The sequence below is a fragment of the Legionella sp. PATHC035 genome (assembly GCF_026191115.1).
Classification (GTDB): domain Bacteria; phylum Pseudomonadota; class Gammaproteobacteria; order Legionellales; family Legionellaceae; genus Legionella.
This window is the reverse complement of sequence record NZ_JAPHOT010000001.1, coordinates 963,620-981,987: the sequence shown is the minus strand read 5'-3', so window position 1 is coordinate 981,987 and position 18,368 is coordinate 963,620. Positions and strand designations below refer to the sequence as shown.

Genomic DNA, 18,368 nt, shown 5'->3' with positions numbered 1-18,368 from the left:
GACTCTAATGGAATTAGCCAATATAGCAGGAGCAGGAAGCACTATGGTAAACGATTATAAAGTAGCAGATATGTCTCTGGCTTCTTGGGGGCGCAAAGAAATAGCGATCGCTGAAACTGAAATGCCCGGATTAATGGCTTTGCGTGAAGAATTTGCTGCAAAAATGCCTTTAAAAGGCGCCCGTATAGCAGGTTGTTTGCATATGACGATTCAAACAGCCGTATTGATCGAAACATTAATTGCTTTAGGTGCTGAGGTTCGTTGGTCGTCTTGTAATATATTTTCTACTCAGGATCATGCTGCCGCAGCCATAGCAGCCAAGGGTATCCCTGTCTTTGCTTGGAAAGGTGAAACTGAGGAAGAGTATTGGTGGTGTGTTGAGCAAACGCTTTCCGGGCCGAATCATTGGACTCCTAATTTATTGCTGGATGATGGGGGTGATTTGACCCAAATCGTACATCAAAAATTTCCGGAGTTATTATCAGGAATTAAAGGAGTTTCTGAAGAAACAACCACTGGTGTCGCCCGATTGTATGAAATGGCCAGAAACGGTACCTTACAAATTCCTGCGATTAATGTGAATGATTCAGTTACTAAATCCAAGTTTGATAACATGTACGGTTGTCGTGAGTCTTTATTGGATGGAATAAAACGAGCTACTGATGTGATGATTGCTGGCAAAGTAGCTCTAATTTTAGGTTATGGAGACGTAGGTAAGGGCTGTGCGCAGGCATTGCGTGGCCAGGGTGCGATTGTTTTAATCGCCGAAATTGATCCTATTTGTGCGTTGCAAGCGGCAATGGAGGGATATCGTGTTGTGACTCTGGATGATGTTGCCGAGCAGGTAGATATCGTGGTTACTGCTACCGGTAATTACCATGTAGTGACTCATGAGCACATGCAGCGTATGCGTAATCAGGCTATTTTATGTAACATTGGTCATTTTGATTCCGAAATTGATGTTCAGAGTTTAAAGAAATACCAATGGGAAAATATTAAGCCACAGGTTGATCATATAATATTTCCAGACGGTAAGCGTTTAATTCTTCTGGCTGAGGGACGCTTGGTTAATTTAGGATGTGCTACAGGTCATCCAAGCTTCGTGATGTCGGCCTCTTTTTCCAACCAAATTTTGGCTCAAATCGAATTATTTAAAAATGCGGCTCAATATGGCCGAGATGTCTATGTTCTTCCCAAATTATTAGATGAGAAAGTAGCCCGTTTGCATTTAGGAAGAATCGGAGCAAAATTGACTCAACTCACCAAGGAACAAGCAGACTATCTAGGTGTGGCGATTAATGGTCCTTATAAACCTGAGCAATATCGATATTAGTTGAGGGTTTAGCCCAACATCACCGCATTGATTTGTTGGGCCAAGGCCCAACCTACTCCAGATAAAATAAGTCACCACCTATCGGAGCGTGCGCTTTGTGCAAAATATTCATCAAGCCTACGTTTCGTTCCTGGGCTTACCCTCTCAGGCAACTGGTCGTAATCATACCAAGCCATCTGTTCAATTTCGTGAGAATAGGCGTTTACAGCGGTAAAGCTTTTAACGATAAAGATGACCGGATAGTCGTTGACTCCCATGTACGTATGGAAATAAATACCAAATAATTGCGGTGCCTCAGTAGGAATTATACCAACTTCTTCTTTTAATTCACGTATCAGGGCTTCTTGAGCCGACTCGCCTCTTTTGACGCCACCGCCAGGTAAATGCCAATGCGGCTGATAAGTGTGTTTTACTAAAAGGATCTGATGATCAGGATTTAAAATAATAGCCCGCGAACCAAGAGTGATTAGGCCAAACCATGATTGTAACTTTCGTATCAAGCGTGTGGCTGATTGAAAAAAAAGCGATCGCAAGTCCATGACATGGTTTAATAAAAACAAAGAGATAGATACAGTATATCGAGCGTCCCAGGAATTTCAATGCAGTTTTTATTTACATAGATTAGGCATAGGAGAGTAACATTTTTGGACAAGTTTGCCCTTGTTTTGCCCTGTGTCTTATAGCATACTGAATTGCGATGTATATTATAAGGAGATTTTTGTATGTTTAAATCAGGGATTTTAGGTCTAGGTCTTTTATCAATAGCTCATGGCGTTTTCGCTGCACCGGAGCAAAATGCAGTTCGAGTAATTATCAAATATAAAGAACAAATAACCAGCGTTTCCTCTTTAAAGTCACAGATAAAACAAGTAACCCAACTGCCTGTCAAAGAAGTTAATCCTATGGCGAATGGTGCTTTTTTATTAATTTTAGACACCACAAACAGTCCCTCAGCTAAAGCAAATGATGAAGATGAAACTTCTTCGATTTTGGAGCGTTTGCGTAAAAACCCTCAAGTTTTATATGCGGTTAAAGACAGAGTCAGTTACTTTAAACCGGTTCCTGATCCTGAAATTCTAGGTCCAGGGGATTTATTATCTCATGAAAGCCAATGGGATGAGTTTACTCGTCCAGCCGGAATTATGTTGGAATCGAAACCTGGATTTAGAGATGGTGCCTGGGCCTATACTACAGGGCTTTCTAAAAAGCCAATTGTGGTTGCCGTCCTTGATACGGGAATTGCTTTAAATGATAGTCTAATCAACAACTTGGTCAAGGACAGTGTAGGTAATTTATGGGGTTGGAATTTTGCAGGAAATAATAATAACTTGATCGATGAAACCCGCTCTTATCATGGTACTCATGTTGCAGGAACCATTGCAGGTTATGGGAGTGTCATGAGCGGTATGGGCGAGGATTTAAAAATTCTTCCTTTAAAAATCCCTGCTGCTAATGGCATGTTTTATGAAAGTTCAGTGATTAACGCGATATATTGGGCTGTGGGTGGCGAGGTTCCAGGCGTTCCGACTAACATTCATCCAGCAAAAATATTGAATATGAGCTTTGGGGTGGATAGGGGCCCTAAAGACGAAATTGATTATTGTGACCAAGCCCTACAAGAAGCAGTCTTTTTTGCACGCAAGAAAGGCGCGGTATTGGCCGTTGCGGCTGGAAATGACAACGTCTGGGAGCATTTTAATGCGCCAGCAATTTGTAATGGAACCATTAAAGTCGCGTCTACTGGCCCTGAAGGCCTTAGATCCTATTTTTCCAACTATGGGCCAAGTGTTACCTTAGCTGCTCCAGGCGGAGACAAGCGTTATGGTATTTGGGGAGGGATTTTATCTACTGTGAACCCAGGTGGGGGTTATAATGGATCAGGGTTTGATTTTTATCAAGGAACAAGTATGGCTACGCCACATGTTGCGGGTGTTGCTGGATTGATTTTAGCTGCGAGTGAAAAAGGATTGAGCCCAGAACAAGTGGAACAACTCCTGTACACCACAACCCATGATTTTGGTGTGAGTACTGACCCCAATAAATCGTGTGTCGGTAAAAAGCCTTGCGGACATGGCATTCTAGATGCTGAAAACGCAGTTAAAGCAGCTGCGGCAGGTTATGATCTTATCTTTTCTGCCCCTAAAGCAGAGCATTTAGCAATGAAGGGTTGTGGGAAGAACGCTTTAACTCCTGGCAAGGTGCGCATTGTTTCAGGAGATGGGGTTTGGATCCAAAATCATACGAATTGTGATATTGCCGAGAGTTTCCAAAAGCCTCATATAGAACAAGATAAAAATGGAAACATTATTGCTTATTATGGTTCTGTAAGTTATCGATTGGAGCAAAGTGCTTACAAGTCATGCCATGTGATTGGTTATGATGGGGTGGGTTGTTATTTATAAGCGTTCATGTCCAATTCACTGAACAGTCAATGCGTTAACTTAAGCTTTTATATGTAGCCCGTATTAGCGCAGCGTAATACGGGATGCCCCTAATCCCGGATCACGACTTCGTCTAATCCAGGCTACATGCCTTAAGTTGGCACTATTGTCTGAACGGTTAAATTCTTAGAAAAAAGGGCGCAAACGTTTTGCAGTTGCACGTTGTTCCAGTTGTTCAGCAGACAGCTTGCTTGGTTGCGGGCTGTACGAAGGGCGAGGTTTGTATAGGGAAGGCATGATGTTGAGTACTTCTTCAGCTTGTTTTAAAAGAAGTTCTACTTTGTGCTCCAGCAATTCCGGCTTATTGATTTTTTCGTACAGTTGTTTGGTTTCATCAAGACCATTCAATAGGGCCTGGTAATATTGTGAAATTGGTCCTCTAAGTGCAGCTATATGATCAAATAGTGGTCCAACGGACTGATACTCTAAAAGCAGAGTGACGTTTTCTTCAAGTTTTTTTATCAAATTTAAAAAATGATTTTGTTGTGAAATTAGTTTTTGCATCCCTTTAATCAGCATATTCTGTCGGCTGGGTTTTCTTTGATGACTTAATTCAAAACTTAAATGATTTTTTTGATATCGGTTTGCGATCTTTAATAAGGAATTAACGAGTAGAGAAAGCGCATGGAGTAGTTGCTTCAAATCTTCATTCCCCAAAGCATAGGCAAGGCGATCAAGGTTCATTTTAGGGGAATGTCGAGGTTGAATGCCTAGGAGAAAAAGCACGTTTTGATCAATGCTTAACAGAATAGCAAGAGCATCCTGACTGTTTAAACGATATTGGAGAACTAATTGGATTGAGCAAATGGTATCTTCCATTGAAGAGTCTTCTTCTGTGGGATAATTCAGTAGTTCCTGGAGAAGATTTTGGGATGATTCAATACTGTGAGTTGCTTCGTTAATTAAATTTTTTAATTGCTCAGGTTTCATTTCGTTCATTATTTGCAATGCGCCACGTTGATGAATAAAAAAACATTTTTATTTAATCATAACATCGGAATGAGATTTTAAACTATACTTTAAAAAATTAGGGCTATTTGATATGCGGTGATGAACGAAAAGAAATTTGTGAATTTTAATGAGTTTTATCCTTTCTATCTCAATGAACATAAAACAATGATGTGCCGGCGTTTGCATGTTATTGGAACCTCTTTGGCCTGCTTGTGTTTCCTTTTTTTTCTTATTTCCTGGTATTGGCTATGGCTTATTCTGATGTTGGTGACAGGCTACGGATTTGCTTGGATTGGACATTATGTCTATGAAAAAAATAAACCGGCAACATTTCATTATCCTCTATATAGTTTAATGGGCGATTTTGTCATGCTTTGGCAGATTGTGATTGGGAAATTAAAGTTTTAATCCAGGAGGGCCAAATTACCTTCCTGTATTTTTGAGCAAAATTAGTCTAAATTGCAAATAAAGCTTTCGCACAAGGAGTGTGCTATGAAACTTGAGAGTCCTGCATTTACCCATAACGCCTTTATTCCTCAAGAATATACCTGTAATGGCATCAATCATTCACCTCCATTAGTGTGGCGTGATGCACCAAAGAATACCCAATCGTTTGTTTTGATTATGGATGATCCTGATGCGCCTATGGGATTGTGGGTGCACTGGATCTTATTTAATCTACCTGCTGACTGTCATGAGCTTAAAACAGGAACTGGTGCTCCATCTCAAACAATTAGTGCACGAAATAGTTGGGGAAAAACAGGCTATGGTGGGCCTTGTCCACCAAGCGGTACTCATCGTTATTTTTTCAAGCTCTATGCCTTAGATACCTTTTTAAATTTAGGTGAGCATGCGACGAAAAAAGAGATAGAAACGGCCATGCAAAATCATATTATAGAGCAGACTGAATTAATTGGGAGATACAGCCAATCCTCTTAAAATGAAAGAGAGGGCTAGGATGAGTCCCTTCTCCCCGTAGGGAGAAGGTGCCCGCCAGGGCGGATGAGGGTGTTTGATCGCAACTGAAGAATTTCACCCCTATCTCAGCCTACAAGAAATCAAAATCGGGCGATCTGTAAATTGCAACATCCTTCGGTCACATCATTGAGATGTTCAACAACGGTACCTAGACATCGGGTAAGAAGATAGATAGGATTAAAAATAATAGAAGCAATCGCTGCACAGGTTGCGATAATCCCCATCGCTGCATCAACAAATGTTTGTGCTACACACGATTTAAATGAAGAACAGGTATTGGCGCTCATGTTCTCTCTCGGAGCAAAAATTGCCAATAACAAAGCAGGTACAACCAAGAGCATAGTCGCTGCCAAGTAAATAAAACTTTTCAAAAAGAACAATAAGGCGTTCACTCCTAACCACAGAGGACTATGGATTGGGCGAACAAGTAGGTTAGTAAATTCATCAATACGATGAATCGGTTTAAAATAGGATGGATTTGGAATAGGAATTAATTCAGCATATTTATTTCTTAGACTAGAATAGTTATCCCACTTTGAAAAAAAACCAGCCATGATACTTGATCCCTCTTTATTATTTTTGAGGGACGTATGATGCCAAGTAATAAAAAAAAAGAAAACACTTTGTTTTAAAAATTAGTTGGTTTTAGAGGAGATGGGAATCATGTGGATGACGCAAGGACTGAATATTATCTTTTTTGAGTCATTTATCGGTCTTTTATAGGATATAAGACTCAATATTTATTGGATCATTCCCGCGCGGGCGGGAATGATATGAGCTTATCTAAGCTTCGCTTAATTCCTTACGCAGGGATTTTTCCACAAGCAATACGATCGCCACCGCCACCCAAGGGAGGATTATCACTATAGTTATCCCCACCAGCATGGACCATAATGGCGTGCCCCTTAAGGTCTTTAGTTTTTAAACGGGGCGCCAAAGCGGGCGTATTGGCGGTTCCATTATTATCAACAATTAACACAGGCAAATCACCTAAATGTCCGTCGCCATAGGGACCAAGATGTTTATTGGTGTTCGCAGGGTCTAAATGAGCCCCAGCATTTTTAGCATGATCCCCACAGTCAGGATGTTGATGAATATGGAAACCATGAATGCCAACTGGAAGTCCAGTCAATTGAGGTTTAATCAGCAGACCGTATTTGCTGTCTTCAAAAACAACGGTTCCTATTGCAGTTCCATCTGTGGTAGAAACATCACTCGTGACAGTATCTGCAGTAGCGATTGACGCAATAAATAAGGCCAAAGCACCCATGATCACTTGTTCTTTTTGTTTGTTTTTCTTCATGGATAAATCCTTTTTAGTGACAATTTTTCTATTCTAACATAGCATATCACCAATTGATTAGTTAAATAGTGAATTTAAAAAACGTGAATAATTATTGACTGTTAGAAATTAATTACGTCTTTAAGAGCTTTTATTATGATTAAGAATTATTCAACGCCTAATATTAGAACCGCTACATTAGAGGATGCTGAAGCGATAGCACAGATTCATATCTGCTCCTGGCAAAAAATGTATCGAGATTTCATTCCGGAAATTATATTACAAAACTTGTCGTTAAAAGAGCGTACGCAACAATGGCATGATTTGATAAAACAGGATGTTAAAGTCTTAGTGATGGAAGTAAATAGTCAACTCATTGGCTTTGCGAGCATTTGTCCATTTCGCGATTTTAGGGCAGACAACTCAATGGGTGAAATCAGTGCGATTTATTTACATCCAGACTATTGGCGAATAGGTTTGGGGACAAAACTATGTATGGCTGCCATTTCTCAGCTTGCGCATCAAGGATATAAAAAGATACTTTTGTGGGTATTTGAAGACAATATTCAAGCACGTAAATTTTATGATGCTTTAGGTTTTGAAGCCACAAGCACAACCAAATTAGAAGAGTTTTATGAGGGCGGGGCATTATTAAAAGAAGTTCTGTATCAAAAAGTAATTGAGTAACTTTTTTAAACATCTGAGAAATTTGGAGTTTGGCTTGGTGGCATTGTGCCCAATTGATGGATGGATTTCTGCCACCGCAGAAATGACATATAATTTTTCAACTAAGCTCACTTGTGGATGGGGAGGGGCGAGGATTCATTCGCCGCGATCAATACCCTCATCCGCCTCTACGGGCACCTTCTTCCCTACGTGGGGAGTGGATTAATGGCAGTGATGTTGGGGGTTTCTTGCCAACAGGCATGTTCTTAAGTTCCACAAAACGTTTGATATACTCGTTCATTTGGGGAAGGCAAACACTGTAGGTTTTCGGTATTTTCTTGTTGTTGAAATGGATTTTTCAATACGGCTAAAAGAGCATCAATTAAAGAACGGTCATTGTTTTCAATAAACGCATTAATTGCATTTTCGACTAAATGATTTCTTGGGATATATGCTGGGTTTACCTGGTGCATCTTTGCTTTTATTGTCGCCACATCAATAGGTTGCTGTTTAATACAATTTAACCAGTCAGAGACCCACTGCATGCTATGAGGCTGATTTCCTAAAGCTTTGATTAACTCGTTCTGATGGCTTTCACTATCAGTTGCTTGATTGAGGAGACGAAAGGTATTGGTAAAATCCGGTTTATATTCTTGTAATAATCCAAAGAAATTTTTAATCAGTTCGGCGCGATTTGGATTGTCATCGGACAAACCCAGTTTTTCGCTTATTTTTTTATTCCAATATTGAGAAAAAAGCGTATTAAACGAATCGAGAACTTCTTGCACTTGTTGGGGTGCTTTATCTGCTTCAAATAAAGGCAATAAGGTTTTACCAAACTGAGCTAAATTCCATTTTGCTATGGTGGCTTGATTTCCAAATGCATAACGACCATGAACATCAATGGAGCTAAATACGGTTCCAAAGTCAAATTCATCCATAAATGCACAAGGTCCATAATCAATTGTTTCGCCGGAAATCGTCATATTATCCGTATTCATAACGCCATGAATAAAGCCTACCCCCATCCATTCAGCAATAAGATGTGCTTGGCGATCTACAACTTTTTTAAATAATTCGAGATAAGGACTCTCACAGGATAAAATCTCAGGATAGTGTCTTTCAATGGCATAATCGGCCAGCATTTTCAGCAAGTGGCTGTCTTTTTGAGCTGCAGCATATTCAAAAGAACCAACTCGTAAACTACTTGAGGCTACACGTGTTAATACACCTAAAGGGACAAGACCGTTTTGGCGATAAATTTTTTCTTTGCTTGCAAGCGCTGCCAAGCAACGGGTGGTAGGAATGTTTAATCCATACATTGCCTCGCTGATTAGATATTCTCTTAATACTGCAGAAAGCGGTGCCCGGCCATCACCCATTCGTGAAAACATGGTTTTTCCAGAACCTTTAAGCTGAATGTCCCATCGCTTTCCATCATGACTGCGTATTTCGCCAAGCAATACCGCGCGACCATCTCCTAAAAGAGGGACATAGTACCCAAATTGATGGCCTGCATAGGCTAAGGCAATACTTTTAAGGTTCGAGGGGACTGAATTTCCGGCATAAAAAGACAAGAGCTCCTGTTCATCAGCAGAAGAGGCATCAGGAGCACAAAGATATGCAGCTAATTCATGGTTGTATTTGACAAAATAAGGATGTCCAATCGGAGTTGGAGCGATCACCTCATAAAAATTAGAAGGCAACTTTAAGTAAGAACTGCAATCAATAGAAGAAATCAAATTGGGCCAATCCATAAAACTTATGTTCGTGAATATTGAATAAAATCCCTTGATTTTAATAGCAATAACTTGAAACGAATGAAATCGCTTGTTTGCCTTTGGGCGAGAGCCATTGCTCAATTAAAGGGAGCCTCATAATAATATTATAACGTTTCTGTCAGGAACCATTGCTAAAATTAGGAATAAAAATAATAAATTTTAATTATGAGTTAAGGAGCTCGTATGTTCCGAGTTAAACTTGCTGAGAAATTCTTCACCTTTTCTTCCTCCCTCACTTCGCTGAACGGATTTTACAAAACCATCCCACCCTGGAAGTCTATCCAAATTTCCTGATGCAATAATCTCTTTTGTCTTTGTTTCATGAACCTCTTGGATTTTGTCAATTTCTTCCTTTTTTCCAATAAATAGATTAACTTCTATTCCTTTGTCTTTAGCTGCTTTAACAAAATCAACAATTTCTTCCTCTGGAGTATTATCAGGAAAAAACGCTACCATTTTAGGTTGATAACCTGGCGCCGCATTTTTAGGATGAGCAATGACTTCAAGAGTTATATCCCTAATGCATTCTTTTTCTTCCTTGGTCGCATTATCTGGTATTTTAATGACCCAGCTGTTCGGATAAAATTTATTCTCTATAGTAAATTTGGCGCCGGAATTTTTAGATACAAAGTCAACATGGAGCGGAGTCACCTTACCCTTATCATACATTTCCTCAAAAAAAGTCTGATTAGGTCGAATTTCAAATAACACGTTTTGGTGTGCTCTATTCGTCACTGCCAATGCCTCTAACAGTTCTTGGTACCGTTGTTTTGCAGCCTCTTTTTCTTCTTCTATCTTTGATTTCATGAATTACTCCAAGAGGGAGTGTTATTTTTATAAGTATATATCATGAGGAATCATTTTAGGGCTTCACAAGATGACGTCATTTTAATTTATTGCTTAACCGATAAAGCAATAAAGCCGCGCGTTGAGTTTGTGTGGTAAGAGAAGGGATGTTTAGACTTTCTTCGGCAGAATGTGCTCCGGTACCTACAGGACCTAAACCTGCTAATGCCCCATCCACCAGGGATGCAATGTGTGAAATATCACCTGCACCTCGTGTTCCTGGATCAAGAGGAAGTATCATCCCTTGTCCTAAGTCTTCACTCACTTGGCTGTATTGTCTTAATAAGGCTTCGTTAGCAGCAGTAGGCGGCATACTGGGAATCCCATCTTGAAACTTAATGGAGGCTGAAGTTCCAGGCAGATGATCGGCAACAATATCGGTTATTCTTTTCTCTACATCGTTCTTTTGATCTTCAGTGATAAAGCGTAAGTCGCCATTTGCTAAAGCAATTTTTGCGATCACGTTTCCTTTGCCAAAGGCGTCCCCCTGCACATTATTTTTATTGTTCATGGTGGTGCCCCCCAAAACAAGGCAGGGGCTGAATGATAAAAAGCGTTCCCTACTGAGCTGGGTACGCATCGTATTTAAGATTCGTGCTAACTCAAAAACAGCACCATAACCTGCTTTTTTTTGAAAAATTTCTGACGAGTGTGCTTCATTGCCATGAGCTTCCAATGTCCAGTGTGTTATTCCTCTACGTGCAACGGTCGCAGTATCTGGGGTAATTGCCCATTCAAAATCTAGGGCAATATCGGACTTTTTGGCAGCGTCGATTAAAGGTTTTCTAGAAATCGAGATGGGTTTTCCGGAGTCTTCTTCATCACCGGTTAAGATTACCGTGATATTTGCATTCTTGAGCGCTTTTGCTTCTTGCAGGGCTTTTAAGGCATAGAGGATGACAACTACTCCACCTTTGTCATCAATAACTCCTGGTCCAGTTGCAACATCTCCTTTCTGTTTAAAATGTTGAAACGGGCTATTTTCAGGAAACACCGTATCAAGATGTCCGATTAAAAGCAGTTTTTTACCTGTATTTCCAGGGTGTTCAGCAACCAAAGAGCCCGCGCGATGCAGTGCAGGTGGCTCATTAACCCAATACGTCTTAAATCCAAGTTGATCGAGTTGTTTACGTACCATGTTTCCTACGCGCTGAACCCCCTCAATGTGGGTAGTCCCACTGTTTCTATTCACTAATTGTTCCAATAATGAAAGTTGCTTTTGGGAGTTGGTAGTAATGTACTGAGCGATATGTTTTTCTACTGCAGTGAGGTTATCTGCATTTGCCGTTTGATAGAAGCAGAAAAAAAATACACAGACAAGCTTTCTCATTACATTGTTCCGATGTTATGTTATTGACTTGGTAGCAATCATACACTGCTTTGAAAAAGAGAAAACATTTAATGATTCATTTTTTTGAAGCCAAAAAATCAAGGGTTCGCGTACAGGGTAAATAACCTTGTTTCGAAGTCTCGGCAAGAATCTGATCACTGCACTGTACCAGTGCGGCAAAATTTTGAGAGGTATCTCCTTGATGCAAAAGAAATGCAGCGGCAGCCCGAAATAAGGTGAGGCTTGAGACAAGCTTCTGAGTATCAATTTCTCCATTCATAAGGGTCAAAACAGCAATCTTGCTTTTTAGTTGTTGCTCTACTAATCGGGTAATTGTGAGATAATTTTGAAAAAGTTCCCCGTTTTGTAAATAGGCACAGGCTTCATTGAAATCAACAATCCCGAAATATTGGGCTGTTGAACTGAATCCAAGTTGTTTGAGCTGAGGGAAGATATACCATATCCAATGGCCTTGTTTGCCGCCTGCTTTGAGTTCATCATAAGCTTGTTGGAATGAGGCAGATGAATTTTGGCCTCGTTGGGCTTCGATAAAGCGATGAATGGTGCTCATCAGAAAGTACCTTAATTAAGACTCCTTGAGATTTTTATAGCATTATAAAGAGTTAAGGGACAGTCAATTGACCACGCAGACGCTGTGAATTAGTTTAAAAAGCAAAGAGCGGTTTTTCCCCGAATACGTTCATTTTTCAATCTTTGGTTTTATTTAAAAGCACGTCTGTACTCCGCTTCTTGCAAGCGTTTCGCAAAATCTTCATCTGATTCGCCTTCTAATGCGTTGGCTTCGTCAATATCCTCAATATTAATCTTATTTTTAACTTGAGAAAACAAGCCTTGGGTTGATACAGCATGAATCAAATCATTCACATGTTGCTGATAACCGGTTACTTTTTCTGCATTAATCGGTTTTTTAACGGATGCAGGAATCACTTGCTCTTCTTTTGCTGCTGAGGGAGCTTCCTCTTTCTTTAATTCTTGACGTTTAGGAGGTAATTGCTCGATTTGGGTTGTCCAATGCGCATTATCCTCGTTATTTAAGACTATAGTACTTAAACGAGGATCAGGGTCTCCGTTTAGTTGCCCATCTACGTAGAGATTTTTATTCAGTTGCACTGCAATTTCTTTCAAATCACCGTGTGTTGCCCATCGTCCTTGTTCCTTAATCTTTTCAACGCCTTTTAAAATAACAGAACCTGGATTGACGCGCTCACCCTGCATGACGTCTTGTAACAATGCTTCTTTGACATGGGCATTTTCTATTGTATTCGTTTCTGCTTCAGAAAGGGGTTTCGCTGTAAGCTTGGGTTGCAGTGATCGTGCCGTAGTTTCTGCTAAGTTCGTGACTTGAGGAGATAAAGCGAGCTCATTAAATTTACTTATCTCAGGGAGATTATTCTTTTCCTTACCTAAATAAAAGCGAACTAATTCCATAAATTTGTGATAAACAGGTGATCCTTCAATCAAGGTTTCCTCATCTTTTGATACTGCTTCAGTTCTTATTCTATTTAAAAGATCGATTTTGTATGCATCAGCGGAAATGTTTCTTAAAGACATCTGTAATCGAGACAAAAGCTCACTTTTATAATGATAAGGAGATTCATACAACCGATTTAAATCAAAGTCGATGATCTCTTGCAAGCTAACGCCAAGAAGGCCTTTTCTGAGCCACTGGTCATAGGTTGCACTTTTTCCATAGAGTGCGTATTCATCTTGAATGTCTTTTATGGCGCCAATTGCAAACGCAAAAAATCCACAATCGCCACCGCCAGGATTATTGATTCTATAAGGCATTTCACACTCGTATTGGGTTTCATTAATTACATTATATAATAGAAACCTTAATTCATTATTATGTCAATGATTTATTAATAGACAGGATGATTTTAATAAAATAAAATATGATCTCTTTTTATGCAAAAAATAGTGGTGATTTAAACAGAAGGAGGTTAGGACGATGAGCTTAGTTGATAACAGGATTGTGAAAGCCTCCTTTAGAGAAAACCCCGCAGAGGAAAGAAAGCTGTTTCCTCAATCTTCATGCCTCATGCCCATTAGTGTAGGGCAAGCAATTCATGAAGGTGAAAAATTTGCCGCAGTGATTAAACTGATCAATGCCTCATTTAAACAATGTACCATCCTTGTTGATGACAGTGTGCAACGTCATACAATGGGGATTATGAATCATGCGACTGCGGATGAATTATATCAACTTGCGGTGAAGGAAGGCGATGATTGGCTCAAGCGAAATGAAATGGCTTACAATCAGTTAACCATCCCTTATGAGATTATGCGCTGGGATGATTGGTACAACAGTCAGAATTTCATTAGCAGTCATATGCGCGTCCAAAAAGAATATGAGCTCAATGAATCATTCCGTCAGGCAATTCATGCCAATATCGATGAATTTTTAACCCGATACCTAAGTCGATTTTCTAATGAAAGCGTTGATTCTGAAAGGGCGTTTCGACTTTGTCTTGATTATTTGATTGAAGAATGTTCTGTAATGTGTCTGTGGACAGAAAAGGCATACGATTTCGAAGTTTATCCCAGTGGCAGAAACAAAGCGATGGCTGCTACCTATGATTATTTAATCAAACCTCATTATCCAAACTATTTAAGACCTGTTGCACTTCGATTTAAAAAATATCCTGCAAATCCTCTTTCCCCGCCCCCCGTCATTCCGAGTGCGACGAGGGATCTCCTCGCTTAAATACTGGAGGAAACGCTCCTCCTTCTCCCACGGGTGGGCATTAAAAACAGAAGAATAAGAGCATTATCCAAGTGAATATACCCCATTCCTACAAAGGCAGGAATGGCATGAAATACCGCTCATTTGTGGCAGAGGGGATTGGTTCTAGAGATACTAAAGCGGTGTTTTTGCGGCGATCCATTTTTTAATTTCAGAGGCTGTTTTATCAATAACCAGGATAACTTGTTGATACAATTGCTCCAATAAATCACGTTGTCCTGATTTCCAATAATCTTCAAAATATTGGCAAGCCATTTTTATTCGAGTGGCACCAACATATACTACACCGCCCTTAATTTTATGAGTGAGTTTTTGTGTTTGTTCCCAATCACCTTGATCATGTGCTGTTTTGAGCAGAGCCATATCCTCGATAAAAGAGTGATCGAGCATTAAGCTGAGCATGTCGCGGAGTGTATTTTCTGTACCCGTAGTTTTAATTCCTTCTTCCACATCAAGTAGGGGAAATTTAGAAAGATCAAAGAGTTGTTCTTCTGTTGTAGGTCTCTCAAAAATACAATTTTCAGGAGAATTGGTCCTTTCTTTTAGTATGGTAGGAATAAATGCACTCAAAATATCACCACATTTTTTTTGCGTTAATGGCTTGCTGATCACCGCATTAATGCCCGATTCGATACATCGCTGTTTATTTTCCTCACCAACATGGGCGGTAAGCGCAATGATGGGGGTGTGATATTTTTTTGAAACTTCTTGTACACGGATGTGGTGGGTAACTTGATAACCATCCATATCAGGCAGACCAATATCCATAAAAATTAAGTCATACCTATTGTTCTTCCAAAGTTGTAACGCAGATTGTCCATCAACCGCTACATCTACTTGGCAGTGATAGTGATTTAACATAGCTTTGGCTATGGTTTGCGCCACAGTATTGTCTTCAACGAGCAAGATACGATGTTTGAATGAATGGATTGATGGATTTGAAGAGGGGGTATTCAAGGCAGTGTTTTGTTTGAGACTGGATATATTGAAGTCAAAATCTTTATCAATACCTGTTTCATCTTCCAAAAGCGCTGTTTTTAAGGGAATGATACAAGTAAATTTTGTTCCTTTGGCAACCGTACTCTCGACATATATTTCTCCATCTAATTCATCAATAAACTGTTTGATTACAGCAAGCCCTAAACCTGCGCCTTTATAAATTCCTTTATAGGAAGGGGTTAAGCGTTTGAATTGGAGAAAAATTTCTTGTTGCTTGTCTTTCGGAATCCCCATGCCACTATCTTCCACGACAAATTGGATGATCACCTCACGATTTTCTCGCTTGGCCAGCTTGGCAGTTACTTTTACAAACCCGGTATCTGTAAAATTCAATGAATTTGATATCAGTTCAAGTAAAATTCTATGGATACGAACCGGATCTCCAATAAGAAATCTGGGAATATCGGGATCAAATTCCAGAGATAATGTCAGTCGTTTAGAAGATGCTTTGGCTCTATTCAGATCAATCACATGTTGCGCTATTTTTTGTAATACGAATTTTTTCCTCACTTTGGGGATTTCGCCAGAGCTTACATGAATCGCTTCAAGTACATCATCCATAAAATCAAGCAGAGCATGACTGGATGCCACTAGGTTCTCTGAATATTCTTTAATTCTAGGACTTTCTGCTTCGGACTGGATAAGGTCTGCAAATCCTACGATGCCGGTAAGGGGGGTACGAATGTCGTGACGCATATTTTCCAGAAATTCTGTTTTTGCCAGACTTGCTGCTTCAGCTTTTTCTTTTGCAATTTTGAGCTCAGCTTCAATTTTTTTTCGGTCTGTGATGTCAATGGAGATTCCCAGTACCCCTGTAATTTCCCCTTTTTTATTGCGCATTGGTGATTTATGGCTTAAAAAAATGGCATCTTTACCACCTACTTGCGCTTTTTCTTCTATGATCTCAGTTTCGCCTGTTTGCATAATATGAAGATCATTTTGTCGAAATAACTCAGCCTGGTTTTTGCCCCAAGGTAGGTCAAAATCAGTTTTTCCTACAATTTCATAGCCGAATTGAAACCCTACACTTTGAGCTTGGCGATTGTTGCATCCTAAATAAACCCCGTTTTTGTCTTTCCAATAAACATGTCCTGGCATATTAGCCAAAATATTTTCCAAGGTGGATTGTGTTTTTTCTTGGCTTGAACAGAGAGCAGCCTCTTGTTTTTTTCGATTGGTTATATTTAAGGAAATGCCAATAATTCCGGTAACATTGCCGTGTTCATCATGTAAAGGAGTTTTACGGGTTAATACGACTACTTGTTCTCCATTCGCTATGGTTCCGATTTCTTCCAATTCCAATGAGGAATTCAGCTTCATTACTTTTAAATCGTTGTTGCGTATCGTTGTTGCAGATGCAGCCCAAGGCATTTCAAAATCAGTTTTCCCAATGATGGATTTCATCCCAGTCATTTCCAACATGGCGTCATTGCAACCTAAATAAACTCCATTTTTGTCTTTCCAATAAATGCTTCCTGGTAATGCTTTGATGATGCTTAATGTAAGCGATGAGCTTTCTGCAGATAAAGCTGAAGTAGGGGGTTCCTTGCAATGATAGGTTTTTCGTTTATTACGTTTATTTTCTGACATAAGTTGCTCTCTTTATTTTTAAAGTTATAGACCTATTATTCAACCCCTACAAGAGAAACAATTCATATTTTCATTAAATGCAACAAAGTGGGTTTAAATGTTTCTAGAAAATCAAATAGTGTCATTTCTTGCTTAATGAGCGATCAAGGTCTTTAATAAACAAACGTATAGTATTTGCATGGAGCGCAAAATGCCAGTGAGTAAAGAATGCATTCAGCTGTTGCAAAAATTAGTGGATCACTATGAACAATATGGAAAGAAAGACAAAGATTACTTATTAATTTATCCTTTATTAAAAGAGTTTTTGTTTCTCGTGCTCCAGCATAGAAAAGAACATAAAGACGAACGGCTTATTGGTTTTCTTAGCTCTTCTGCGTTGATTTTGCAGGAAAATCCATCTTTTGCTCAGGAATGCAGATCATTTTTAATCGCCTATCAAGAAACGACTCAAGCTTTAGACTCAATGCTGGATCCTGAATTAAACATTCAAAAAGAACTGGATGTTTCATGGGGAAAACAAGTACAGTCAGAATCGAACACCTCCTCGGGGCCTTCTCTTTTTTTTCTCGAGTTACAAGAAGCTATTGCTAAAAGGGCGCAGCGTATGGCGAAAAAAGAAGCAGACACTTGGGGAAAACCTAAGTTAGGGTAGTTTAAGATTATGGATATAAATTCTTAGATTTTGAGTTGATTTGGAGGTTTATTATCGTGTTACGTTAAGTCTGATGTATAATCCATGGGTTAATAAATTTCGGTTTTGTCTTTGCCATTTCGTTTGTTCTAAATACCCTAAATCAAATGATGCCGCTTTTGAAATCTGTCGTTCTATGCCCAAAAAAAATCGATTTTCAGCAAAAAACTTATCACTGATCTAGGATGGATGAGTGAAATTAAAGAAACATTCATTGTACGTTGAAAGTGAATCTTGGGTATTGTGAAAAGGTATTTTAAGCGTAATTTGCTCCCTCAAACGTGTTGCCCATTCAGAGAATAAGGTATTTTTTCGTTCTTCAAGGCGAGAACGATTGGCCACATTGAAGAGTTTGGAATGATATATTTTCCAATGAAATTGCTGCCAGAGTACATTTTCGTGTGCAATAACTCCTTCCGTATTCTCTGAGAAAAAATAGGCAGCACCAATAAAAGGGGTAAAATTAGGAGTGATTTGATAACCGGTACCAAAATAGATATGCTCTTCATCCCGTCCATATCGATCATCAATGAGGACCAATCTTGGTTCCAAGTAATATTTCCATTGTTTATAAGTCGTTACAAAAGGGCCAATAAAAACTCCTGTTAGCCAAAAAGTGCCAAAATTTTGCGTGTCTGCAAAACCTGTTGAACATATAAAAACAGAAGATAAGAAGCAAAAAATCCCTTTAACCTTTAAATTCATAGTCAACT

Annotated in this window: 17 protein-coding genes and 1 pseudogene; 7 read left to right on the top strand and 11 right to left on the bottom strand. The window is 39.4% G+C overall.

Annotated elements, in window-relative coordinates:
- The first annotated feature begins 7 nt into the window (after positions 1–7).
- Complete coding sequence (ahcY, locus tag OQJ13_RS04400) at positions 8–1,333, top strand: adenosylhomocysteinase (RefSeq protein WP_265709443.1); 1,326 nt, start codon at positions 8–10, stop codon at positions 1,331–1,333.
- Between the two features lie 71 nt (positions 1,334–1,404).
- On the opposite strand, the gene OQJ13_RS04395 is transcribed toward ahcY, so the two are convergent.
- Positions 1,405–1,833 carry an NUDIX domain-containing protein gene (locus tag OQJ13_RS04395; protein ID WP_265709440.1) on the bottom strand — a complete coding sequence of 143 codons (429 nt, stop codon included), beginning with the start codon at positions 1,831–1,833 and terminating at the stop codon, positions 1,405–1,407.
- 222 nt (positions 1,834–2,055) lie between these two features.
- Here OQJ13_RS04395 and OQJ13_RS04390 point away from each other — a divergent pair, with 222 nt between their 5' ends.
- Complete coding sequence (locus OQJ13_RS04390) at positions 2,056–3,735, top strand: S8 family serine peptidase (protein WP_265709439.1); 1,680 nt, start codon at positions 2,056–2,058, stop codon at positions 3,733–3,735.
- Positions 3,736–3,900: 165 nt separating this feature from the next.
- Here the strand turns inward: OQJ13_RS04390 and OQJ13_RS04385 are convergent, their stop codons facing one another.
- Positions 3,901–4,713, bottom strand: coding sequence for a hypothetical protein (locus OQJ13_RS04385; protein WP_265709438.1), 813 nt, complete (start codon positions 4,711–4,713; stop codon positions 3,901–3,903).
- Positions 4,714–4,824: 111 nt separating this feature from the next.
- Here OQJ13_RS04385 and OQJ13_RS04380 point away from each other — a divergent pair, with 111 nt between their 5' ends.
- Positions 4,825–5,133, top strand: coding sequence for an Mpo1-like protein (locus tag OQJ13_RS04380; protein ID WP_265709437.1), 309 nt, complete (start codon positions 4,825–4,827; stop codon positions 5,131–5,133).
- Positions 5,134–5,217: 84 nt separating this feature from the next.
- Positions 5,218–5,664, top strand: coding sequence for a YbhB/YbcL family Raf kinase inhibitor-like protein (locus OQJ13_RS04375; protein WP_265709436.1), 447 nt, complete (start codon positions 5,218–5,220; stop codon positions 5,662–5,664).
- A gap of 119 nt (positions 5,665–5,783) precedes the next feature.
- Here the strand turns inward: OQJ13_RS04375 and OQJ13_RS04370 are convergent, their stop codons facing one another.
- Together OQJ13_RS04370 and OQJ13_RS04365 are read right to left on the bottom strand one after the other, a co-directional pair.
- Positions 5,784–6,257, bottom strand: a complete 474-nt coding sequence (locus OQJ13_RS04370; protein ID WP_265709435.1) for a hypothetical protein — start codon at positions 6,255–6,257, stop codon at positions 5,784–5,786.
- Between the two features lie 248 nt (positions 6,258–6,505).
- Entirely contained in the window at positions 6,506–7,006 is a 501-nt protein-coding gene (locus OQJ13_RS04365; protein WP_265709434.1) for a superoxide dismutase family protein, read from the bottom strand.
- A 135-nt stretch (positions 7,007–7,141) separates the two neighbouring features.
- On the opposite strand from OQJ13_RS04365, the gene OQJ13_RS04360 reads away from it, so the two are divergent.
- Positions 7,142–7,672: a GNAT family N-acetyltransferase gene (locus OQJ13_RS04360; RefSeq protein WP_265709433.1), complete on the top strand. Its 531-nt coding sequence runs from the start codon at positions 7,142–7,144 to the stop codon at positions 7,670–7,672.
- Between the two features lie 245 nt (positions 7,673–7,917).
- Here OQJ13_RS04360 and OQJ13_RS04355 read toward each other — a convergent pair whose 3' ends face one another.
- The 5 genes from OQJ13_RS04355 to OQJ13_RS04335 form a co-directional block, all read right to left on the bottom strand.
- The gene (locus OQJ13_RS04355) at positions 7,918–9,393 is read right to left on the bottom strand and encodes a protein adenylyltransferase SelO (RefSeq protein WP_265709432.1); all 1,476 of its coding nucleotides are present in this window, start codon (positions 9,391–9,393) and stop codon (positions 7,918–7,920) included.
- 198 nt (positions 9,394–9,591) lie between these two features.
- Positions 9,592–10,239, bottom strand: coding sequence for a hypothetical protein (locus tag OQJ13_RS04350; protein WP_265709431.1), 648 nt, complete (start codon positions 10,237–10,239; stop codon positions 9,592–9,594).
- Positions 10,240–10,315: 76 nt separating this feature from the next.
- Positions 10,316–11,608, bottom strand: a complete 1,293-nt coding sequence (locus OQJ13_RS04345; RefSeq protein WP_265709430.1) for a M20/M25/M40 family metallo-hydrolase — start codon at positions 11,606–11,608, stop codon at positions 10,316–10,318.
- A gap of 76 nt (positions 11,609–11,684) precedes the next feature.
- Positions 11,685–12,179 carry a DUF1810 family protein gene (locus OQJ13_RS04340; RefSeq protein WP_265709428.1) on the bottom strand — a complete coding sequence of 165 codons (495 nt, stop codon included), beginning with the start codon at positions 12,177–12,179 and terminating at the stop codon, positions 11,685–11,687.
- A 149-nt stretch (positions 12,180–12,328) separates the two neighbouring features.
- A complete protein-coding gene (locus OQJ13_RS04335; RefSeq protein WP_265709426.1) occupies positions 12,329–13,417 on the bottom strand; it encodes a hypothetical protein in 1,089 nt (362 codons plus the stop codon).
- 163 nt (positions 13,418–13,580) lie between these two features.
- Between OQJ13_RS04335 and OQJ13_RS04330 the strand changes: the two genes are divergently transcribed.
- Complete coding sequence (locus OQJ13_RS04330) at positions 13,581–14,336, top strand: hypothetical protein (protein WP_265709425.1); 756 nt, start codon at positions 13,581–13,583, stop codon at positions 14,334–14,336.
- A 153-nt stretch (positions 14,337–14,489) separates the two neighbouring features.
- Here the strand turns inward: OQJ13_RS04330 and OQJ13_RS04325 are convergent, their stop codons facing one another.
- Positions 14,490–16,964: a PAS domain-containing sensor histidine kinase gene (locus OQJ13_RS04325; RefSeq protein ID WP_265709424.1), complete on the bottom strand. Its 2,475-nt coding sequence runs from the start codon at positions 16,962–16,964 to the stop codon at positions 14,490–14,492.
- Positions 16,965–17,154: 190 nt separating this feature from the next.
- Between OQJ13_RS04325 and OQJ13_RS04320 the strand changes: the two genes are divergently transcribed.
- Positions 17,155–17,616 carry a hypothetical protein gene (locus OQJ13_RS04320; protein ID WP_265709422.1) on the top strand — a complete coding sequence of 154 codons (462 nt, stop codon included), beginning with the start codon at positions 17,155–17,157 and terminating at the stop codon, positions 17,614–17,616.
- A gap of 51 nt (positions 17,617–17,667) precedes the next feature.
- Here OQJ13_RS04320 and OQJ13_RS04315 read toward each other — a convergent pair.
- A pseudogene (locus tag OQJ13_RS04315) lies at positions 17,668–18,360 on the bottom strand (DUF2490 domain-containing protein).
- Positions 18,361–18,368: the final 8 nt, after the last annotated feature.

Excerpts from the sequence above, each read along its gene's own strand:
- ahcY (WP_265709443.1), top strand. The coding sequence starts at position 8 with ATGGAATTAGCCAATATAGCAGGAGCAGGAAGCACTATGGTAAACGAT.
- OQJ13_RS04390 (WP_265709439.1), top strand. The coding sequence starts at position 2,056 with ATGTTTAAATCAGGGATTTTAGGTCTAGGTCTTTTATCAATAGCTCAT.
- OQJ13_RS04385 (WP_265709438.1), bottom strand. The coding sequence starts at position 4,713 with ATGAACGAAATGAAACCTGAGCAATTAAAAAATTTAATTAACGAAGCA.
- OQJ13_RS04380 (WP_265709437.1), top strand. The coding sequence starts at position 4,825 with ATGAACGAAAAGAAATTTGTGAATTTTAATGAGTTTTATCCTTTCTAT.
- OQJ13_RS04375 (WP_265709436.1), top strand. The coding sequence starts at position 5,218 with ATGAAACTTGAGAGTCCTGCATTTACCCATAACGCCTTTATTCCTCAA.
- OQJ13_RS04370 (WP_265709435.1), bottom strand. The coding sequence starts at position 6,257 with ATGGCTGGTTTTTTTTCAAAGTGGGATAACTATTCTAGTCTAAGAAAT.
- OQJ13_RS04365 (WP_265709434.1), bottom strand. The coding sequence starts at position 7,006 with ATGAAGAAAAACAAACAAAAAGAACAAGTGATCATGGGTGCTTTGGCC.
- OQJ13_RS04360 (WP_265709433.1), top strand. The coding sequence starts at position 7,142 with ATGATTAAGAATTATTCAACGCCTAATATTAGAACCGCTACATTAGAG.
- OQJ13_RS04350 (WP_265709431.1), bottom strand. The coding sequence starts at position 10,239 with ATGAAATCAAAGATAGAAGAAGAAAAAGAGGCTGCAAAACAACGGTAC.
- OQJ13_RS04345 (WP_265709430.1), bottom strand. The coding sequence starts at position 11,608 with ATGAGAAAGCTTGTCTGTGTATTTTTTTTCTGCTTCTATCAAACGGCA.
- OQJ13_RS04340 (WP_265709428.1), bottom strand. The coding sequence starts at position 12,179 with ATGAGCACCATTCATCGCTTTATCGAAGCCCAACGAGGCCAAAATTCA.
- OQJ13_RS04335 (WP_265709426.1), bottom strand. The coding sequence starts at position 13,417 with ATGCCTTATAGAATCAATAATCCTGGCGGTGGCGATTGTGGATTTTTT.
- OQJ13_RS04330 (WP_265709425.1), top strand. The coding sequence starts at position 13,581 with ATGAGCTTAGTTGATAACAGGATTGTGAAAGCCTCCTTTAGAGAAAAC.
- OQJ13_RS04325 (WP_265709424.1), bottom strand. The coding sequence starts at position 16,964 with ATGTCAGAAAATAAACGTAATAAACGAAAAACCTATCATTGCAAGGAA.
- OQJ13_RS04320 (WP_265709422.1), top strand. The coding sequence starts at position 17,155 with ATGCCAGTGAGTAAAGAATGCATTCAGCTGTTGCAAAAATTAGTGGAT.